This is a genomic window from Agreia sp. Leaf283 (genome assembly GCF_001422485.1).
Taxonomy (GTDB): domain Bacteria; phylum Actinomycetota; class Actinomycetes; order Actinomycetales; family Microbacteriaceae; genus Agreia.
This window is the reverse complement of the sequence record NZ_LMNF01000004.1, coordinates 228,446-245,501: the sequence shown is the minus strand read 5'-3', so window position 1 is coordinate 245,501 and position 17,056 is coordinate 228,446. Positions and strand designations below refer to the sequence as shown.

Sequence of the window (17,056 nt, the reverse complement as noted above, 5' to 3'; positions counted from 1 at the left end):
CAAGTAGAATCGATGCATGACCGACGAAGCCGCCTCCCTGAAACCCGCAGAGCTCGGCGCGTACTTCGCGCTCATCGAGGTGAGCAGCCTGCTGCGTCATGCCGTCGAGCTGCAGCTCAAGGAGGCCGGCGGGCTCAGCTACGTGCAGTTCCAGCTGCTGGCGACGCTCGGCGACTCACCGAAGGGCGCGATGCGCATGACCGACCTGGCCGACGGCGTCGTCTACAGCCGCAGCGGTCTCACGCATCAGGCAGGGCTGCTCGAGAGCGCGGGCCTCGTGACGCGGGCGCCGTCGGTCGACGACGAGCGCGGCGTGACGGTGACGATAACGGATGCCGGCCGGGCCGTTCTGGCGACGGTGTTCCCCGGCCACATCGACGTGCTCAAGAAGGTGTTCCTGGCTCCTCTCGGCGCCGCCGACGTCGAGGAACTCCAGCGCACGCTGACGGCCGTGCGCGACCATATGCGGTCGACGCCTCCGCGCTCCGCGGCTCCGCGCAGGCGCGGCGGCAGCCGCTAGCCGGGCGGACTCTTCTGTCTCGGGCCCCTTCGACAGGCTCAGGGAACGGGGGCTCAGGGAACGCAGACCTCTCACCCGGTGGTCGAAGCCGCCTTCGGTCGAAGAGCGCCCTCCCGTGGCGGCGTCCCGCCCATCCAAGCGCCGGCGCAGGGCCACATGACGCTACGCGATCGAAAGGCCTCGGTCGCGTGGCGCCGTCGCGCCCATCCTTCGCGCCGGGACCGGCGTGACGACGCCACGCGGCAGCAGTCGGTATGAGCGAGCGATTCGGGTCTCGTCGACGACAACACCCTTCGACAAGCTCAGGGAACGGGCAGCAGACTCAGGGAACGGAGGGCAGAGTCAGGGAACGGGGGGGGCAGGCTCAGGGAGCGGGTGCACCCCGCAGGTCTCGCACCTCCAGCGCAGGGCGACCGCCGTTCGGCACCGCGACGCTCCACACGAGGCCCGGCTCGCGATGCGTGAACACCCTCCAGGCCGAGTCGGCCGTGCTGTTCCATCCGTTCGCGTACGACTCCGGCATCACGAGCTCCCCGGGCCGCGGTCGGCGATGCGCCTGGCCGCTAGCCTTCCAGATCGCCTCGGCCTGGGTCCACTGCTCGATCGACACGATGGATGCGCCCGTCACCCGGGTCAGGAATCGGAATGCGGCGGGCCGACTTCTCGGGGCCTCGACATCGACGCCGACCGGCCGCCGCGAGCGCGCCGCCAGCACGACGCCTCCGGAGTGCGTCGCGGACCAGGTGTCGCGACACCGAGCGCACGACGACGCCCCGAAGCGGTCTCGTTCGATGACACAGGGATGCGGGCACGACGAGCAGTCGCCGAGGCTCGCCGCCCGTGTCACCGCGCGCAGACCGGAGGGCGCGCGCCCGCGTCCGAAGTCGTCGACGCGCGTCGACTGCGCGGCGAAGATCCAGACGCGGGCGTGCGCCACGGATCAGGATCCCGCCCGCTCCACGACGACCGACTGGTAGCTGCCGCCGACCTCGTACGACGAGACGAGTGTTCTCGAGACCGCGGCGTCGAGACCGTCGACGGAGACGAGGGCGGGCGGTGCGCCGACCGGAACGGCCCTGCTGGCGGGGATGCGCCCGGCCTTGCCCATCCAGATCGCCTGAGCCACCCCGAGCAGGGCCGAGGCCGCACCCGCGTCGCCGAAGACGCTCTTCGGCGCGGTGAGGGGCACGCCGGCGATGCCGGCGAGCTCGAGCGCGTCTCGCTCGAGCCCGTCGACCTGATCTCGACCGCACGCGGCCGAGACGATCGCGTCGACAGCGGATGCGTCGACCGCGGCATCGGCGAGCGCCAGCCTGAACGAGCGCGCCCAGGCCTCGCTCCCCTCGCTCAGGCGCCCTGCTCCACTCGCGTCACCCGTGAGCCCGAATCCCGACAGCCTGCCCAGCACGGACTCGCTCGGCGCCAGGCCCTCGCGTTCGAGGAGGATGGCGACTCCCGCGCCCCCGAGAAGGCGGCCCGAACCCCCGAAGGGCACCGAGTCGGTGCGGGCGAGATAGCCGGGGATGCGCGCGTATCCCGCGAGCATCGCCGCGGGGGACTCGTCGGCGCCGACGACCATGATGCGGTCGGCCGCTCCCCTGGCGATCAGGGCGCTGGCGAAGTGCAGGGCCGAGATGCCGCTGGTTCCCCCGGCCGAGATCGTGGCGGTCGGCCCTTGCAGCCTGTTCAACAGCGCAACATGCCCCGCGGCCGCGTTCATGACCGTGTTCGGGAACAGGCGGGTGTTGCCCGTTCCGGTCTCGAGGAGTTCGCGTTCGAAGGCCTCGATGGTCGAGACCGGGCCGGTGCCCGTGGCAGAGAACAGGCCCGTGCCCGTCGCCTCCTCGCGCGACAGCCGGCGCTCGCGCAGCAGCTGGCCGGCCGCGATGGCCGCCCGGCGACCGAGGGTGTCCATTCGTCTCAGATGCTGCGGATTGATGCCCGCCGTGAGGTCGGCCGAGGGGATCTCCGCCGTCACGAAGGCACCGAAGTGCTCCAGCTGCACGGTCTCGCTGCCGAAGACGGGGGTCGCCTCGAGAAAATGACGGCGCACGTCCGATGTCGTCGCCGCCGATCCGGCGATCGCGCCGATGCCCGTGACGACCACACCGTGACGAGGGACGTCGGCCTCGGGCCCGGAAGGACGCGAGCGGATCACGAGCGACGCGTTGTTGCCGCCGAACGCGAAGGAGTTCGAGACGACGACGGAGAGCTCGGCGGCCCGGCCGACCCCGGCGACGATGTCCACGTCCTCTGCCGTGTCCGTGCCCTCCGGCACGTGCGTCGGCGGAATCTGCTGATTCATCAGGGCGAGCACCGAGACCACCGCCTCCACGGCTCCTGCTGCGCCGAGCGTGTGGCCGATCATCGACTTCGTCGAGCTGATCGGGGGCGGCGATCCGGCCCGCAGGTGCGTGATGACCTTGCGCTCCACGGAGTCGTTCGCCGGCGTTCCGGTGCCGTGCCCGTTCACGTAGTCGATGTCCTCGGCGCCGAGCCCCGCCATCTCGAGCGCGGATTCCATGGCACGGAGCGCACCCCGACCATTCGGGTCGGGAGCGGTCGCGTGATACGCATCGGCGCTCAGGCCGTAGCCCGCGATCTCGGCGTGGATGCTCGCGCCGCGGGCCAACGCGGACTGCTCGGTCTCGAGCACCAGGAAGCCGGCTCCCTCTCCGAGATTCAGCCCGGAGCTGCGCGTGTACGGAGCACAGGGCAGCGGGTCGAGCGCACCCAGGCACGAGAATCCTCCGAACGACAGCAGCGCCAGCGGATCGACTCCGCCGGCCAGCACGAAGTCGGAGGTTCCCGATTCGAGCAGCTCGACGGCGTAGGCGATGGCCACGGCGCCCGCCGCGCAGGCGTTCGACTGCACGCTGCGTGGCCCGAGGAGGCCGAACGTCGATGCCAGGTGGTCTGCGACGCTGTGCAGCGGGTAGTGGCGCAGCAGGGCGGTGTTCGCCGAGCGCAGGCCCCGCCTGATCCACTGGTCGTGGAACTGCTGCCCGCTTCGAGCCCCGCCCAGCGACGTTCCCAGCGAGATCGCGATGCGTTCGCCCCGGCCCTCCGGCACGCCCGAGCCGGCCAGCGCCTCCCGGGCCGCATCCACCGCCAGGCCATGACAGCGGTCGAGATAGGTCGACCGGGAAGCCGGCAGCCCCCAGACCTGACCGCCCATCGAGCTGATGAGGCCGTCGGTCGGCACGACCGTGGTCGGCGCGATGCCGCTGGTGCCGCTCATGATCGACACCCAGCTCTCGTCGGCGTTGCGGCCCGACGCGGCCTGGAGCCCGATGCCCGTGACGACGATTCGACTCATGATCCGATCGGCTCCGCCCACGAGACGAGGTCGACCGCGGGGCGCGACACGGTCAGCAGCTCGACGCCGTGCGACCTGAGCGTGAGGCCGGGCACGTGAAAGGGCGTGTCGAGAACCGCGAGCGCGAAGCCGTCGGGCAGGCCCGCTCTCGCGAGAGACACCTGGATGCGCCCGACCTGCGTCTCGCCCGCGAACACGGGGGCGCCCACGTCGGGTGCATCGGCGCCGGGCGAAGTGACGGCGACGATACGGCGATCGGCGCGGGCCGCCACGAGAACGGATCGCCCCCTGAAGTCGTCGTCGCGGTCGGCGGAGAGCGTCCAGAGCGCTCCGGCCTCGGCCAGTGACAGGCCGTCGAACTGGGCGGGCACGAGCGGGTGGCTCACCTCGGCCTGCGCTCGGTGCAGGGCGTGGTGATCGACCTCGCCTCCCCCGACCTCGCCGGCCAGTCGCACCGCGAGATCGAGCGCATCGGTCTCATGAGACGGCGCCTCGACCAGAATGAGGTACCCGTACTCCGCGGTCGTGCCGACGCGAGCGAGCAGCGCGGGCGCGGTCGTTCCGGGCACGGAGATGCTCCTCAGCTCGTTCAGGAGCACCGAGGAGATGTCGTCGTCGATGAGCTGCTGGATGGCCCGCCATGACTGCGGACCCTCGACTGATGCCGCCGTGAACCCGGCGGTGACATCAGCCACGTCGACCTGGGGCAACTCGAGCTCGCGCGTGATCGCGGCCGCATCGATGGTGACGACCTGGTCGGAGACCAGCAGGATCCGCTCGTCTTCGACGACCACGAGAATGAGCGACTCGACTGTGCCGTCGTCGGACAGCGCGATGGACTCGGTCACCGTGCCGGGCTGCGCGAACTCGGTGCGCTTGGCGCAGAGGTGGCTCACGAACGCTGTGCGGTCGGGGCCGGTCACGGTCAGCACGCTGGTGCCGCGACGGTAGGCACCCGCCGTGTTTCTCAGGGCGTGGTAGCCGGCAGTTGTGTCAAGCATCGTCATCAGTTCCGTTCCGTTTGTATGGAGTGGGTCAGTGCAGTGGGTCAGTGGTGCGGGTCGGTGGTGCGAGAGGTGTGGAGGAGGTCGGAGGGCCGCGCGAGCGCCCGCCGTACGACGTCGACCGGGCTGGCCCTCGCGGCTCCGGCATCGCGGAGGACATCCGTCGGTGTTGTGTCTGCCGAGGTCGACAGCTGCGTGCGCACGGCCCCCGAGACGGCCCGGGAATCGAACACATCGACGCGCGGCACCGACTGCAGATACGGGTTGCCGGGCATCATCGCTCCGACCTCCGCGATCCAGCCGAACGGGTTCACCAGATACGGAAAGTCGTAGCCGGGGAACAGGGCGCGCATGTCGGCGTGCCAGTTCTGCTCGAACTCATCGGTCGGCTCTGCGACCCCGTCGAGCTCATGCACGAGCGCCAGGCAGGGCGTGCCCATGACGGCCGCCCGGGCCATCGCCGCAGACAGGATGTTGTCGGTGACGTAGAGATCTGCCGCCCCCAGCAGCTCGGAGAAGTCGTCGAGCCCGAGAAACGGGGTGTGCACGAGCGAGACGTTCGGGTATCGATCGCGCGCTGCGGCATCGCGGCGCACCCCCACGACGGTGAGGTCGACGCCCACCAGGCTGAGGCAGTGCAGGATCCAGTCGATGCGCAGGTCGTCGTACGATCTGCCCAACTGGCGCCCGCGCGTGCGGCCCAACTGGGTGAATCCGGTGGCGGCCCAGGCCGACTGGGCGACCACCACCAGGGCGCGCCCGGGTTCGACGCCGTAGCGTTCGCGAGTCGCGCGCCGCTCGGCGACCACCTCGGGAACCGAGTCGTACAGCGAGAACGAGCCCGGCGCATCCGGTGTCGCGACCGGAACGGGATGCAGCAACGCCTGCGGATTCTCGGCGCGCGGAATGCTCGTCGTCGGCGTGAACCACCGGCGCAGCGCCTCGGCGCCCGGCAGGCCCGCCAGCGTGTTCGTGACCTCGGCGCCCGACAGTCCGAAGCCGAGGGAATCGAGCATCACGGTGGGCACGAGGGGCGAGATGAGATTCTGGATGCCGGCTGCGCCCGGTTCCAGGAACGGCAGGTGGTAATCGGCGAGCACGACGAGATCCGGACTCAGCTGCTCGATCGTGTCGATGACTTCGGTTCCGCGGGTGCGGCGCATGGATTGGACGATCACGTCGGCCCCGCTCGCCGTCGCATAGTCGGCGAGCTGCTCGGTGACGATGAACCTCGTCGTCATGCCGGCGGCCTCGAGGCTGCGGCTCATGACGATGGCGTTGTAGAGCTCGCCCACGCTGTAGCGGCCCGGGCACACGAACACGACCTCGGCGAGGCGACTCATCGGGCGACCTCCGACGTCTCGACCGAGAGATGCCACGAACCGCCCGCGGCGTGGGCGGACTCATCGTGTGCGGACTCGGCGCGGCTGATGAGCGACACCAGGAACGTGTCGGCGCTCGATCGGATCAGCAACTCGTCGTCGACCCCGCTCGCGACGATGACGAGCACCCTGTCGTCGGCCACGGGGATGCGTGCTGCGCGAGCGAAGCAGGACCACCGGCGCTGCGATCGGTCGAGTGCCCACCATCCCGTCGGATGCGCGGGGATGAACACCGTCGACCCCCACACCTTGGGAGTGAGGTGGGCGACGATCTCGGGATCGGTCGGCGACGCCCCGCTCCGCAGCGTCAACCGGAGCGCGGCGACCGCGTCGTCGAGCACGTCGATCGACCACGAGGGCCCGCGCTCCGGCGGCGTGGCGCTGTAGCCGACGCGCGGCGAGCCGCCCCAGCCCACGCCGCGCTCGAGATCTTCGCGCGCGCTCTGGGTGGTCACCCACAGGCCCGCGGCCCAGTCGTCGATCGGGCCGAGCGTGCGAGAGGTGGGGAACGGCGAGGTGAGAACGCCGTGCCCGAAGGCGGTCCAGCACACGACTCCCCGATCGGCGACGACGACGATCTCACCCGACGGGCCCGATGAGCTCGACGAGCGGGCGACGATCGCCTCGAATCGGCCCCTGGGCTCGGCGACCCAGACCCTGCTGTCGACGTCGGCGTCGCGAACGGAGAGCGCAGGAGAGCTCGGGACTCCGTCGACCCGAGCGACGCCGTCGGGGTGACGGTCGACGCCGTCGCTCTCGTGGGGCGATGCGATGCCGAGCGTCAGGGAGTAGCGGATCAGAGAGCTCGACGACGTGGCGCGGCCGAGCGGCTGCCCCTCGACGCGCACGAACTCCGCGTCGTGCCACTCGAAGCCCAGCCCCAGGCCTGACACCGGTTCGTCGATCAGGATGCGCCGCCGACCCGCATGGGCCTCGGCGTCGAGGGCGGCCTCGAAATCGACGAGGTCGCGGGGCCACAGACCGGGCACGTTCGGCGCCCGGTATTGCGGCGACTCGTCCACGAAGGTGCGAACCGTCGCCCCGCGAATCGAGCTCCAGGGTTCGGCCGCGAGCGTTCGGCTCGGGAGGCCGCGCACCACCGTCGTGACCGTGCGGTCCGCGATCGAGATCTCTTTCTGCAGGCGCACCTCATCGACCTGCCAGGCGAGCAGCCATCCCCCCCTGTGCTCCGTGATGAGCGGCGCGTGAGACGCAGGCCGCCTCCAGGCCGAGGGTCTGCCCTCGACCGAGGCGAGCGCATCCCGGTACACCGGGCCGGCGTACGACGGATGCCGAACGCTCATCGTGCCGTCGGCATCCACCTCGACCGAGTAGTCGCCCACGGCGACCTCTCGGCGAGTGTGACGCCCTCTCGTCGCGGCACGCGTGCTGAGGGGCGGGCTTTCGACTGGCCGTTCGACAAGCCCTTCGACAAGCCCTTCGACAAGCTCAGGGAACGAGGGGAACGACGGGGTGACGACGTCGTTGATGGTGGTGTCGACCGGCGCGCCGTCTTGCATGCGTACCCGCACGCGGATGGCGTCGCCTCGAACGGTGAAGTCGTACTCGACGAGAACCTCGCCGTCGTGCACGGTGACGCCGTGACTGATCGTGCGGTTTCGACCGCCCGCCATCGTTCTCCACGAGAACGTGGAGAACACGTCTGTGAGGGGCACGTCGGCCGCCAGCTCGCGCAGCAGCCGCGAGACCACCCCCGGCATGTGGCTGATGAGCTCGATGTAGCCGTCTTGATCGGGCTGCGGACGCTCTTCGGCCGATCGGAAGCCGACGCGCACGTAGAGGGGAAGCGCCTTCACGTTCGCCGGATTCACCTCGACCCGCAGGGTGGCGATGCCGTCTTCGAGCAGGCGACCGAACGAGGTCGTGAAGAGCCGCCCGGCGAGAAATCCCGCGCGGTACCCGGGGTCGATCACGAACATGCCCGCGAACAGTTCGTCGTCGCGGGTCACCCTGCGGCCCGACACGCGCAGGTAGCCGATCGTGCCGACGACGCGCCCCCGGTCTTCTGCGATGAGGAAGATATGCACGCCTCGCTCGGCCAGAACGAGGTTGAGCTGCCGCCCCGAGAGCACGCCTGCGTCTCGCGCCGGCCCGTAGTGGTTGCGGTTGTAGAACTCGGAGACGGCGTCGGCATCGGTCGACGGGTTGTAATCCCGGATCTGGGCGGACATGGCTACGAGTTCGGCAGCGCGATCACGAGCGACCCCGAGGCGACGTCTGCGCCGTTCACGCTGAGCGCTACCGAGAAGTCGGTCATTCCGCCGAACCGGGTGCCGGCCGTCGCCCGGATGCGCACCTGATCTCCCGGGCGCACGAGCGTCACGAAGCGAAACCGCTTGACCGACGCGAGGTAGCCGATCGCCGGGGCGGCGGGCTCGTCGAGGTCGGCCATGACCAGTCCGCAGAGGTGGCCCGCCGCTTCGATCAGCAGCACGCCCGGGTAGATGGGTTCGCCCGGAAAATGTCCCGCGAACACCGGATCGGAGATCGAGATGTTCTTGAGCGCCGCGCCCGACTGCGACGGCACCAGTTCGGTGACCGCGTCGAGCATCACGAACGGATGCCGGTGCGGCAGCCTGCGCAGGATCTGCGCCGCGGTCAGCACCGTGCTCACGGGCGCGGTCGGTTCGCGACGATGTAGTCGGCGACCTTGTTGATCGAGCCGAAGACCGACTTGTCGTCGTCGGTGATGTAGACCTCGAACTCCTCCTCGACCAGGCTGACGATCTCGAGAGTGTCGAGCGAGTCGAGTTCGAGGCCGCGGCCGAAGAGCGGCTGGTCGTCTTCGATCATCCCTGCGACGATCGGAAGCTCCAGCCCCTCCACGAGGAGTGACCGCAGGCGGGCGTTGAGGGCCGAGCGCTGCTCGGCGAGGGCGTGGATCTCAGTGAACGTGCTCATTCGGATTCCTTCATCTCAGGCGGTGATGCCACCATCGACCGCGAGTATTTGTCCTGTTGTGTACGACGACTGCGGGCCGGCGAGGAACTCGATGGCGAACGCGACCTCCCGGGGGTCGGCCACGCGTCCGAGCGGAATGAGAGCCGCGTACTCCGCTCGCGCCTTCGCATCCATTCGCCGAAGCATGTCGGTGTCGGTGAAACCGGGCGCCACCGCATTGACCCGGATGCCGAGACCGGCGACCTCCTTCGCCAGCGACTGGGTGAGCGCATTGATTCCGCCCTTGCTCGCGCTGTAGTTGCCCTGCCCGGGCTGGCCGCTGATGCCCGAGGTCGAGCTCACGAGAACGATCGAGCCCCCGGTCTTGCGCATTGCCTTCACTGACTGCCGGCTCACGTGGAAAGCACCGGTCAGATTGGTGTCGATCACCCGCCTCCAGCTCTCGGCCGACATCGTGGCAAGCAGGCCGTCCGAGGTGACCCCCGCGCTGAAGACCACCGTGCGCAGCACCCCCTCCATGGCGGCGACCGCCCGGAAGGCACCCCGAACGGCGGCCTCGTCGCAGACGTCGGCACGCAGGGCCTCGGCCCGGCCTCCGGCCTGCCGGATGCTCGTGACCGCGTCGAGCGCGGCCGTCTCGTCGGAACGGAAGGCGACCACGACGGCCAGTCCGCACTCCGCGAGCCGCTCGGCTGCCGCGCGCCCGATTCCCCGCGAGCCTCCGAAGACGAGCGCGATCCCCGTGTCGTGCACCTCAGCGCGCATGAGCCCGCCGTTCGACGGAGGAACTAGGAGCAGACGAACCGCCCGCGAACGAGTCGTCGACGTTCGTGATGTCGTCGGCCCGCACCAGGCCTCGGCCGAATCTCGCGAGCGCGCCACCGGGGCCGAACGTGATCCACCGGGCGCGAGTAGCGTCGCCGATCACCAGGTCCCAGCGCACCGTGCGCCGGAGACCCGTGATGAGGTCGCGCGTCACGTCGGCGGTGTTCGACGCGACTAGGCCGGTCGTCGAGGCCACATACGCCGGGCCCTCGCCGTCTGCGCCCGCGCCGTCTGCGCCCTCGCCGTCTGAGAACGGGGCCCCTGCGACGGCCTGGCTCCAGGCGTCGACGACCGGGTCCATCACCCGCGAGTGGAACCCGTTGCTCACGTCGAGCGCACGCGAGCGGGCGCCGAAGTAGGCCTTGGCCGCCTCCACACCGCCGACAGATCCGCTGAGCACGACCTGCCTCGCCCCGTTGCGGGCGGCGATGTCGAGAGAGAACCGGTCGGCGTTCGCCAGAACATCCTGAAGCATCGTGTCTGACGTGACCGACACGGCGAGCATCGATCCCGTTCTCGGAACGCCGCCCATGAGCCGCGCGCGGGTGCGCACCAGCCGGATGCCGTCGCGCAAGGTGAGGTGACCACTGGCCATCGCGGCCGGCAGCGCACCCACACTGTGTCCGGCCACCGCCTCGGGCTCGGCGTCGTGCCGGTTCGCGGTCCACACCCGCCAGGCAGCGACCGAGCAGACCGCGATGGCAAGCTGTGCGTTCTCGGTCGCGGCGAGCTCGGCGGCCGACGACTGCCAGCACAGGGCCCGCAGGTCGCTGTCGATCGAATCAGAGGCCTCGTCGAAGACCGCGGCGGCCTCGGCGAAACGACCGACCAGGCCCGCGCCCATACCGACGAACTGGCTGCCCTGCCCCGGGAAGAGCCCGATGCTGCTCGTGCGCGTTGCTTCGGCGGCGGTCATCGGATGCGCTTCGCGAGCCGGAGGGCGGACAGCACGGCGAACACGGCGAAGAGCACGGCGAGTTCGGCGAGCGCGAACCCGTTCGACACCTCGAGGTCGCCCACAGAGATCGCGATGCCGTAGAACTCATTCAGCGCCGCCTCGGCGGTGGCGTTGCCGCTCGTCAGGGCCTGCGCGGCCTCGCCGGTGAAGGGCTGCCGAAGCAGCATCGCCGCCTGGGCGAAGGGAAGGGCGTTCATGACGTTCACCACGGCGACGGGCAGGGTTCCCGCGGGAATGTACGCCCCCGCGAGGAATCCGATGATCGTGCCGACGATGGTGCTGAGCGCGGCGAATGCGCTGTTCGACGTGAGGAACGTGACCACGAAGCCCGACACCGCGGAGAACGCGGCGGCTGCCACGACCACATAGGCGGCCGTGAGCAGCAGGCTCTGCGGGGTCATGGGCTCATCGCCCCGCAGGAGCGTGTAGACCTGCGAGACGGCGACCACCACAGCGGTCATGATCACGGCGACGACGAAGCTCGAGATCATGTAGCCGAAGATGATGCTCGACCGTCGCATCGGCGACACCAGAAAGTCTTTGAAGCGGCCGCTGGCGGAGTCTTCGACGAACACGCTCAGCGCGGCCAGGCCGGTCGTCAGCGTCGTGATCATCGTGATTCCCGCGAATACCCAGGCGTCGACGAAGGCCTGGATCTCGCCCGTCGATGCGTTCGTGAAGCGTTCGGCGAGGTTGTCGACCTGGAGACCGCCGAGGAACAGGGCGTAGAGGGCGATCAGGATGAGGGCCGAGAGCAGCGAGAAGAAGACGCCTGCCCTGTCACGGAAGAAGATGCGCAGGTTGCGGCGGGCCAGGATCCAGGCGCTCATGCTCGGCCTCCCGTCGCCGTGACAGAGAGGAAGACGTCGTCCATCGTGCCGTGCCGGAACTCGAAGTCGTCGACGATCGAGCGATGGCGGTTCACGAAGTCGAGGGCAGAGGCCGAGTCGGGCACGACGATGCGGCCGCCGTCTCCCGAGACCGTGCAGGTGAGCGAGGCATCGGCGCAGGCGCGCATCACCGCCGCGATGTCGCTCGACGTGACCGAGAGCACGCTCGAGCTGTGCGCCGCTCGAAGCTGAGCCGGAGTGCCCTGCACCACCAGCGACCCCGCGTGGATGATCGACACCAGGTCGGCCTCCTCCGTCTCCTCCATGTAGTGCGTGGTCAGAAAGACGGTGAGCCCCTTCGTCTGTCGCAGCTCGTGGATGGTCTGCCAGACCTGCTCACGGCTCTGCGGGTCGAGACCCGCCGTCGGTTCGTCGAGGAACAGCAGCACCGGATCGTGCATGAGCGCCCGGGCGATGTCGGCCCGCCTCTTCTGGCCGCCCGAGAGCGGGCCGTAGGGGCGGTCGAGAAAGTCGGTGAGGTCGACCTGCTCGGCGAGCTGCCGGATGCGCGTGGCGCAGTCGGTCGCGCTCAGCCCGTAGAACGACGCACGGTCGCGCAGGTTCTCTCTGACCGTGAGGCTCGGATCGAGCAGCGACGACTGGAAGACCACGCCGATCTTGCGTCGGATCGCGTCGTCGTCTCGTCCGACCCGCAGGCCGTCGATCTCGATGCTTCCGGAGTCGGCTGTCGCGACGGTGGTCAGGCAGGAGATGGTCGTGCTCTTGCCCGCGCCGTTCGTGCCGAGAAAGGCGAAGACACTCGCGGCGGGCACATCGAACGACAGGTCGTTCACGGCGGTGACAGGGCCATACCTCTTGGTGAGGTGGGCGACGCGAATCACTCTGGACAGCTCCTCAGGGTTGATGAGGGGCGCCCGGAATGACCGGTGCGAGCCCTCGTCCCCCGACGACAGAATGAGGCTAACAGACCTAATGCGTTTATGCCTCATTTTGTCGATTAAGTTTCTTCGGGCGAACATAAAGACCGCCGGGCGACAGGGGTGGATCGGCAGGTCGTGGGCGCTCAGCCACATGTCGACCGACTACTACGCGCGGCTGGAACGCGGCACGGGACCGGACCCCTCGGAGCAACGCTCAGGGCTTGTGACCCGCACCCCTTACCCGACCATTCCGCCACGCGTCGACTACGAGCTCACCCTCCTTGGCCACGAAGCAGCACTCCCCGCAATCGCCTTGGCAACCTGGGTTCAAGCCAGCAGCGCGGCGGTCGCTCGACACCACCGCGAGCACGACATCCGACAGCGGAAACCGACCAAGTAAGACTGAGTGCGGCTCACCCGAGCAGCCCGCGAAACTGACCAACGAACGGTCGCGGGGTGGACAATCCGTTCCCCAAGACTGAGTCAAGGCGGTCCGCGGAGCGCTGAGGTGCGGGATATGGCCGCCTCGCGTGCCGGTCAGACGACACATTCCCGCACCTCAATGGGCCATCGGCCGGGTACGGTCGGCCGTCGCTACTTCTGGGCCGCCTTCACGTAGGCGACGATCGCGTTGGCGTGACCGTGGCCCAGGCCGTGATCCGCCTTCAGCGTCGACACCACCTGCATGTGCGTGTTGTCGGCGAGCTGCGCACTCACGAGATCGAGCCACTCCTGGATCGGCTTGCCGTAGGTCTTCTCGATACTCGGAAAGTACGACGCCGGCCCCTTCAGCTTGGAACCGTCGGTGGGCTGCTGCGGGGCGAGAACGCGGTCTGGGCTCATGGAGACACGATATTCGGCCGGGCCGAGCTGCGCACGCACTGACGCAAGCAGAGAATCGCGTCATTGCCAGTTCGTAATTACTATGACATATTCAATATGTTGTTGTACAAGCGAATGGAGATGCAGTGATGAGTACCCTCGAGGCGAAGGCCGGCATGAATGACACGACAGGCAGGAGCACGCCTCGGCCGGCGTGGTCGCTCTGGAGCGGGATCGGAATTGCGACCGGCGGTGCACTCCTGCTCATCGCGACGCTGCTCGAGATCCCGCTTCTCGATGACCCGAACAGCGGAGTTCTCGGCCTGTTCGCCGTCACCTTCCTGGCCAGCACGATCATCCACGCGGCCGCGATGGTTCCGCTGACCGGCGGAGCCACGGGCGATGCCGGCGCGGTCGGTCGATCTCTGCTGGGGCGGTTCGCGCTCCTGGGCTTCGGAGGCCTCTTCCTCACGAGCCAGATCGTGTACTTCGTCGTTGTGTACGCCATGCCCGCCGTCGACGACTACTCCGGCGTGCTGTCTCTGACGACGGGCCTGGGCCTCGCCCAGTTGGTGCTGCTTCTCGTCGGCTCTCTGGTGATCGTTCGTGCGGGCGTCGCAACCGGGTCGGCGCGCTGGGCGCTTCTAGCCCTCACCGTCGTCGCCATCGTCACCGGTGTCGTGGGCAACGCGACCGACAGCACCGAGGTCGCCACGTCGGCTCACCTCGTCTCGACGGTCACGCAGATCGTCGTGGGCATCGTGTTCATCGCCTACACCCCTCGTCATCACCGGTAGCGTCGTTGCCATGGCCCGCGCATATCGATCACCTCGACGAGAGGCGGATGCCGCCTCCACGCGAGCGGCGATCATCGCGGCCGGCGAGAAGCTGTTCGTACGCGACGGCTACGCCGCCACGTCGCTGCGGGCCATCGCCGACGAGGCGCAGGTGTCCCTTCCGACCGTCCAACAGCAGGGCGGCAAGCACTCCCTGCTGATCGCCGCCTTCGAGGTGGCGTTCGCCGGAGACGAGGGCGCGCACTCCCTCGCCGACCGGCCATCGATGGCGGCGATCATGAGCGAGCCCGACTTCGAGACGGCAGTCCGGCGCTACGTCGAGTTCCTCGGGGCAGCGAATCAGCGGGCCGCGGGCATCGTCAAAGCGATGTCCGCGGCCGCCGACGCGGATACGGCTGTGCGAGCGGCGTACGACGAGCTCGAGCAGCGCCGCCACAGGGACATGACCATCGCGGCGCACTGGTTCGCGGGCCGCGGTCGCATCCCCGAATCGAGTGTCGCCGCCGCCGCAGATGTGCTCAGCTACGTCACGGGAGCCGACGCCTACCTGCACTTCACCCGCTCACGGGGCTGGTCGCCGCAGCAGTGGTCGAACTGGACGAGCCAGCAACTGCTCACCCTCGCCGAGCAATTGCCCGACCCCGCACCTGCCTCGAAATGAGTGCGTGACGCCCGCTCGACACGTCACTATGCTCGTCGTCATGAACACCGCGACTCGGCGCTCCATCGGCGTCACCATGGTCATCATCGGCATCGTGATGGGGGCGATCGGCCTCGTCCTCGACCTCAACGGCGGCCCTTCCGCGCTCCACGTTCTGACGTGGATCGGCGGCGGCCTCTTCGGCTACGGCTTCGTGACGCTCATCTACTCCCGCCGCGGCGAACTCAGATAGCCCGGTCCGGGGTGACGCCGCGCGTCGCACCGGCTCAGGCGAGGTACGCCTCGACGAACAACGCCCCGCGGATGACCCGCAGCTCGTCGAGCACGCGCTCGATCAGCGCCGCATTGACCCCGGATGCCGCCACGTCGTGCGGGCCGAGAGGTTGCAGGGCGCCGCAGCGGATGCGGATGACCTGCCACCCCACCTCGCGCAGCAGTCGGTCTTTGCGGCGGTCGACGGCCTCACGGGTGCCCACGTGCTCGAGGCCGAACTTGCCGATGGTGTCGTACTCGATCGCCACCTTCAGGTCGGGGATGACGATGTCGGGCCACACCTCCGCCCGGTCGAAGAACGGTCGCGAGACCGCCACAGCGTTGGGGGTCATATCGAGCGGCAGCCTGCGCGCCAGCTTCTGACGCAGGGCGCCCTCGGCGGCCGAGCTCGGTCGCGGCGCGCGGTCGCTGACGAAGGCCTCGCCCGGCACGCGGCCGCTCTGCGGCGCCCGAGCGGTCGCGACGCGTCGCGCATCCGGTTTCGAGGCCGCCCGCGGCGGCGTGTCTGCGGTGCGGATGCGACGGGGCGCGGCGAGCGCGGAGCAGTCGGGGCACCACGACGATCGGCGTCGGGTGCGGCCCGGACGGGTGCGCTGCTCGTCGGGCGTGGCCACGAAGACGTGCCCGGCGTCGCACTGCCAGGTGAGGTAGACGTCGGCGGCGGGCGGTATCTGGGTGAGCACGATGCCGGCGTTGAGGTCGGGGTGGAACTGGCGGGCGAGCACGGGATAACGCTGCCAGTCGTCGCGGTAGGCGCCCACGGCGTAGGGCACCTCGGCGCCCTTCGACCACTGGCGTCGCGACCACCAGGCCTGCACGTTCTCCGGCACCGCACCTCCCGCTGAAGAATCTAGGCGGGGCCTCCGACACCGCCCCGGTTCGCGATAAGCGCCTCGGGCCGCCAGCCCCTCCTGTGCGCACGGACGAGCAGCACGATGCCCTCGATCGGCGGCACGACGAACGGAATCAGAAGCGCGAGGTGCGAGACCCCCGCGAACCCGAGGGGCAGGGTGGGCGCCGTGGCATCCGGATTCAGGGCCTCGAGCACGGCCACGACGGCCAGAATGACCACCACCGACACGACGGGAACCAGCCACATCACGAGCTTCTCGCGGCGCGACCAGGCGGCCGAGAGCGAGACCCAGATCAGGCCGACGAGCGCGCCCAGCACGGGAACCGCGAAGCTGCCGACGATGAGCACGAGCACCGCCACGATCGAGAGGGTTCGGCCTGGGGCGGGTTCGGCGACGGGCGCGGTCGTTCCAGCGCGGGCCTCGGCCGCGATGAGGGCGGGATCGCCCAGGTCGGCGATGCGGGCCGCGGCATCTGCCGGGTCGAGTCCGGCGAGTTCTTCGCGGATACCCGACACGATCTCTGCGCGCACGCTCGGTTCGACGCCGGCCATAGCCGAGTCGAGCCGGGCGAGGTAGGCGGTCACGGGGTTCGAGGAATTCTGGGTCATGATTCGTCCTTTCCGACGAGGTCGTGCACAGTGGCGGCGAAGGGGCCCCATTGGAGCCGGAAGGTCTCGAGCTGCGCGTCGCCCTCGGCGGTGAGCCGGTAGTACTTGCGCACGGGGCCTGAAGCAGATGCCTCGTCGTAGGCCGTGACGAGACCCTGGTTTCGCAGGCGCGAGAGCATGGGATAGAGCGTGCCGATGCTGGCGATCATGCCCGCTTTCACGAGTCGATCGGAGAGCTGCCAGCCGTACATCGGCTCGCGCTCGAGCAACCCGAGCACGCAGAACTCCACCACGCCCTTGCGCAGCTGGGCACCCACATCCACTGTCATGCTTTGCACGT

Annotated in this window: 20 protein-coding genes; 5 read left to right on the top strand and 15 right to left on the bottom strand. The window is 69.3% G+C overall.

Translation table 11 applies throughout. The features are described 5' to 3' along the window. The first annotated feature begins 16 nt into the window (after nucleotides 1–16). Nucleotides 17–520 (top strand): MarR family winged helix-turn-helix transcriptional regulator, encoded by a 504-nt coding sequence (locus ASF51_RS17280; RefSeq protein ID WP_055932889.1) that lies wholly within the window; start codon nucleotides 17–19, stop codon nucleotides 518–520. A gap of 364 nt (nucleotides 521–884) precedes the next feature. On the opposite strand, the gene ASF51_RS17275 is transcribed toward ASF51_RS17280, so the two are convergent. From ASF51_RS17275 to ASF51_RS17225, 11 genes are read right to left on the bottom strand one after another with little or no spacing between them, the layout of a single operon-like run. Further along, complete coding sequence (locus tag ASF51_RS17275; RefSeq protein WP_200926156.1) at nucleotides 885–1,457, bottom strand: hypothetical protein; 573 nt, start codon at nucleotides 1,455–1,457, stop codon at nucleotides 885–887. 3 nt (nucleotides 1,458–1,460) lie between these two features. Next, nucleotides 1,461–3,839, bottom strand: a complete 2,379-nt coding sequence (locus tag ASF51_RS17270; RefSeq protein ID WP_055933590.1) for a beta-ketoacyl-[acyl-carrier-protein] synthase family protein — start codon at nucleotides 3,837–3,839, stop codon at nucleotides 1,461–1,463. Further along, nucleotides 3,836–4,840: an aminomethyl transferase family protein gene (locus tag ASF51_RS17265; protein WP_162236973.1), complete on the bottom strand. Its 1,005-nt coding sequence runs from the start codon at nucleotides 4,838–4,840 to the stop codon at nucleotides 3,836–3,838. The genes ASF51_RS17270 and ASF51_RS17265 overlap by 4 nt, the downstream gene beginning before the upstream one ends. A 47-nt stretch (nucleotides 4,841–4,887) precedes the next feature. Then, on the bottom strand, nucleotides 4,888–6,186 hold the full coding sequence (locus tag ASF51_RS17260; protein ID WP_055932882.1) for a DUF6365 family protein: 1,299 nt from the start codon (nucleotides 6,184–6,186) through the stop codon (nucleotides 4,888–4,890). After that, nucleotides 6,183–8,417 (bottom strand): GNAT family N-acetyltransferase, encoded by a 2,235-nt coding sequence (locus ASF51_RS17255; protein ID WP_055932880.1) that lies wholly within the window; start codon nucleotides 8,415–8,417, stop codon nucleotides 6,183–6,185. Before ASF51_RS17255 ends, ASF51_RS17260 begins: the two co-directional genes overlap by 4 nt. Before the next feature lie 2 nt (nucleotides 8,418–8,419). Next, nucleotides 8,420–8,860, bottom strand: a complete 441-nt coding sequence (gene fabZ / locus ASF51_RS17250; RefSeq protein WP_055932877.1) for a 3-hydroxyacyl-ACP dehydratase FabZ — start codon at nucleotides 8,858–8,860, stop codon at nucleotides 8,420–8,422. Then, nucleotides 8,857–9,147 carry a phosphopantetheine-binding protein gene (locus tag ASF51_RS17245; protein ID WP_055932873.1) on the bottom strand — a complete coding sequence of 97 codons (291 nt, stop codon included), beginning with the start codon at nucleotides 9,145–9,147 and terminating at the stop codon, nucleotides 8,857–8,859. Before ASF51_RS17245 ends, fabZ begins: the two co-directional genes overlap by 4 nt. 15 nt (nucleotides 9,148–9,162) lie before the next feature. Further along, entirely contained in the window at nucleotides 9,163–9,912 is a 750-nt protein-coding gene (locus ASF51_RS17240; RefSeq protein ID WP_055932871.1) for an SDR family NAD(P)-dependent oxidoreductase, read from the bottom strand. Then, nucleotides 9,902–10,888, bottom strand: coding sequence for an ACP S-malonyltransferase (locus ASF51_RS17235; protein WP_055932868.1), 987 nt, complete (start codon nucleotides 10,886–10,888; stop codon nucleotides 9,902–9,904). Before ASF51_RS17235 ends, ASF51_RS17240 begins: the two co-directional genes overlap by 11 nt. Beyond that, nucleotides 10,885–11,760, bottom strand: coding sequence for an ABC transporter permease (locus tag ASF51_RS17230; protein ID WP_055932865.1), 876 nt, complete (start codon nucleotides 11,758–11,760; stop codon nucleotides 10,885–10,887). Before ASF51_RS17230 ends, ASF51_RS17235 begins: the two co-directional genes overlap by 4 nt. Further along, on the bottom strand, nucleotides 11,757–12,662 hold the full coding sequence (locus ASF51_RS17225) for an ABC transporter ATP-binding protein (protein ID WP_235497301.1): 906 nt from the start codon (nucleotides 12,660–12,662) through the stop codon (nucleotides 11,757–11,759). The genes ASF51_RS17230 and ASF51_RS17225 overlap by 4 nt, the downstream gene beginning before the upstream one ends. A 22-nt stretch (nucleotides 12,663–12,684) precedes the next feature. On the opposite strand from ASF51_RS17225, the gene ASF51_RS19720 reads away from it, so the two are divergent. After that, nucleotides 12,685–13,101: a winged helix-turn-helix transcriptional regulator gene (locus ASF51_RS19720; RefSeq protein WP_369797328.1), complete on the top strand. Its 417-nt coding sequence runs from the start codon at nucleotides 12,685–12,687 to the stop codon at nucleotides 13,099–13,101. Between the two features lie 194 nt (nucleotides 13,102–13,295). Here the strand turns inward: ASF51_RS19720 and ASF51_RS17215 are convergent, their stop codons facing one another. Further along, entirely contained in the window at nucleotides 13,296–13,544 is a 249-nt protein-coding gene (locus tag ASF51_RS17215) for a DUF4287 domain-containing protein (protein ID WP_055933584.1), read from the bottom strand. 128 nt (nucleotides 13,545–13,672) lie between these two features. Between ASF51_RS17215 and ASF51_RS17210 the strand changes: the two genes are divergently transcribed. Genes ASF51_RS17210 through ASF51_RS17200 form a run of 3 tightly spaced genes read left to right on the top strand, consistent with a single transcriptional unit; the run spans nucleotide 13,673 to nucleotide 15,213 of the window. Beyond that, nucleotides 13,673–14,320 (top strand): hypothetical protein, encoded by a 648-nt coding sequence (locus ASF51_RS17210; RefSeq protein WP_055932859.1) that lies wholly within the window; start codon nucleotides 13,673–13,675, stop codon nucleotides 14,318–14,320. 10 nt (nucleotides 14,321–14,330) lie between these two features. Continuing rightward, nucleotides 14,331–14,981 (top strand): TetR/AcrR family transcriptional regulator, encoded by a 651-nt coding sequence (locus ASF51_RS17205; RefSeq protein ID WP_055932856.1) that lies wholly within the window; start codon nucleotides 14,331–14,333, stop codon nucleotides 14,979–14,981. A gap of 40 nt (nucleotides 14,982–15,021) precedes the next feature. After that, complete coding sequence (locus tag ASF51_RS17200; RefSeq protein WP_157412207.1) at nucleotides 15,022–15,213, top strand: hypothetical protein; 192 nt, start codon at nucleotides 15,022–15,024, stop codon at nucleotides 15,211–15,213. Between the two features lie 34 nt (nucleotides 15,214–15,247). On the opposite strand, the gene ASF51_RS17195 is transcribed toward ASF51_RS17200, so the two are convergent. The 3 genes from ASF51_RS17195 to ASF51_RS17185 are packed head-to-tail and all read right to left on the bottom strand — an operon-like array spanning nucleotide 15,248 to nucleotide 17,045. Then, nucleotides 15,248–16,084, bottom strand: coding sequence for a zinc-ribbon domain-containing protein (locus tag ASF51_RS17195; protein WP_055932850.1), 837 nt, complete (start codon nucleotides 16,082–16,084; stop codon nucleotides 15,248–15,250). Between the two features lie 20 nt (nucleotides 16,085–16,104). Next, a complete protein-coding gene (locus tag ASF51_RS17190) occupies nucleotides 16,105–16,716 on the bottom strand; it encodes a hypothetical protein (RefSeq protein ID WP_055932849.1) in 612 nt (203 codons plus the stop codon). After that, nucleotides 16,713–17,045, bottom strand: coding sequence for a PadR family transcriptional regulator (locus ASF51_RS17185; RefSeq protein WP_055932846.1), 333 nt, complete (start codon nucleotides 17,043–17,045; stop codon nucleotides 16,713–16,715). The genes ASF51_RS17190 and ASF51_RS17185 overlap by 4 nt, the downstream gene beginning before the upstream one ends. Nucleotides 17,046–17,056: the final 11 nt, after the last annotated feature.

Coding starts and splice junctions, on each gene's coding strand:
- ASF51_RS17190 (WP_055932849.1), bottom strand. CDS start 16,716: ATGACCCAGAATTCCTCGAACCCCGTGACCGCCTACCTCGCCCGGCTC.
- ASF51_RS17205 (WP_055932856.1), top strand. CDS start 14,331: ATGGCCCGCGCATATCGATCACCTCGACGAGAGGCGGATGCCGCCTCC.
- ASF51_RS17240 (WP_055932871.1), bottom strand. CDS start 9,912: ATGCGCGCTGAGGTGCACGACACGGGGATCGCGCTCGTCTTCGGAGGC.
- ASF51_RS17235 (WP_055932868.1), bottom strand. CDS start 10,888: ATGACCGCCGCCGAAGCAACGCGCACGAGCAGCATCGGGCTCTTCCCG.
- ASF51_RS19720 (WP_369797328.1), top strand. CDS start 12,685: ATGAGGGGCGCCCGGAATGACCGGTGCGAGCCCTCGTCCCCCGACGAC.
- ASF51_RS17230 (WP_055932865.1), bottom strand. CDS start 11,760: ATGAGCGCCTGGATCCTGGCCCGCCGCAACCTGCGCATCTTCTTCCGT.
- ASF51_RS17280 (WP_055932889.1), top strand. CDS start 17: ATGACCGACGAAGCCGCCTCCCTGAAACCCGCAGAGCTCGGCGCGTAC.
- ASF51_RS17260 (WP_055932882.1), bottom strand. CDS start 6,186: ATGAGTCGCCTCGCCGAGGTCGTGTTCGTGTGCCCGGGCCGCTACAGC.
- ASF51_RS17210 (WP_055932859.1), top strand. CDS start 13,673: ATGAGTACCCTCGAGGCGAAGGCCGGCATGAATGACACGACAGGCAGG.
- ASF51_RS17215 (WP_055933584.1), bottom strand. CDS start 13,544: ATGAGCCCAGACCGCGTTCTCGCCCCGCAGCAGCCCACCGACGGTTCC.
- ASF51_RS17185 (WP_055932846.1), bottom strand. CDS start 17,045: ATGACAGTGGATGTGGGTGCCCAGCTGCGCAAGGGCGTGGTGGAGTTC.
- ASF51_RS17245 (WP_055932873.1), bottom strand. CDS start 9,147: ATGAGCACGTTCACTGAGATCCACGCCCTCGCCGAGCAGCGCTCGGCC.
- ASF51_RS17200 (WP_157412207.1), top strand. CDS start 15,022: ATGAACACCGCGACTCGGCGCTCCATCGGCGTCACCATGGTCATCATC.
- ASF51_RS17270 (WP_055933590.1), bottom strand. CDS start 3,839: ATGAGTCGAATCGTCGTCACGGGCATCGGGCTCCAGGCCGCGTCGGGC.
- ASF51_RS17255 (WP_055932880.1), bottom strand. CDS start 8,417: ATGTCCGCCCAGATCCGGGATTACAACCCGTCGACCGATGCCGACGCC.
- ASF51_RS17265 (WP_162236973.1), bottom strand. CDS start 4,840: ATGCTTGACACAACTGCCGGCTACCACGCCCTGAGAAACACGGCGGGT.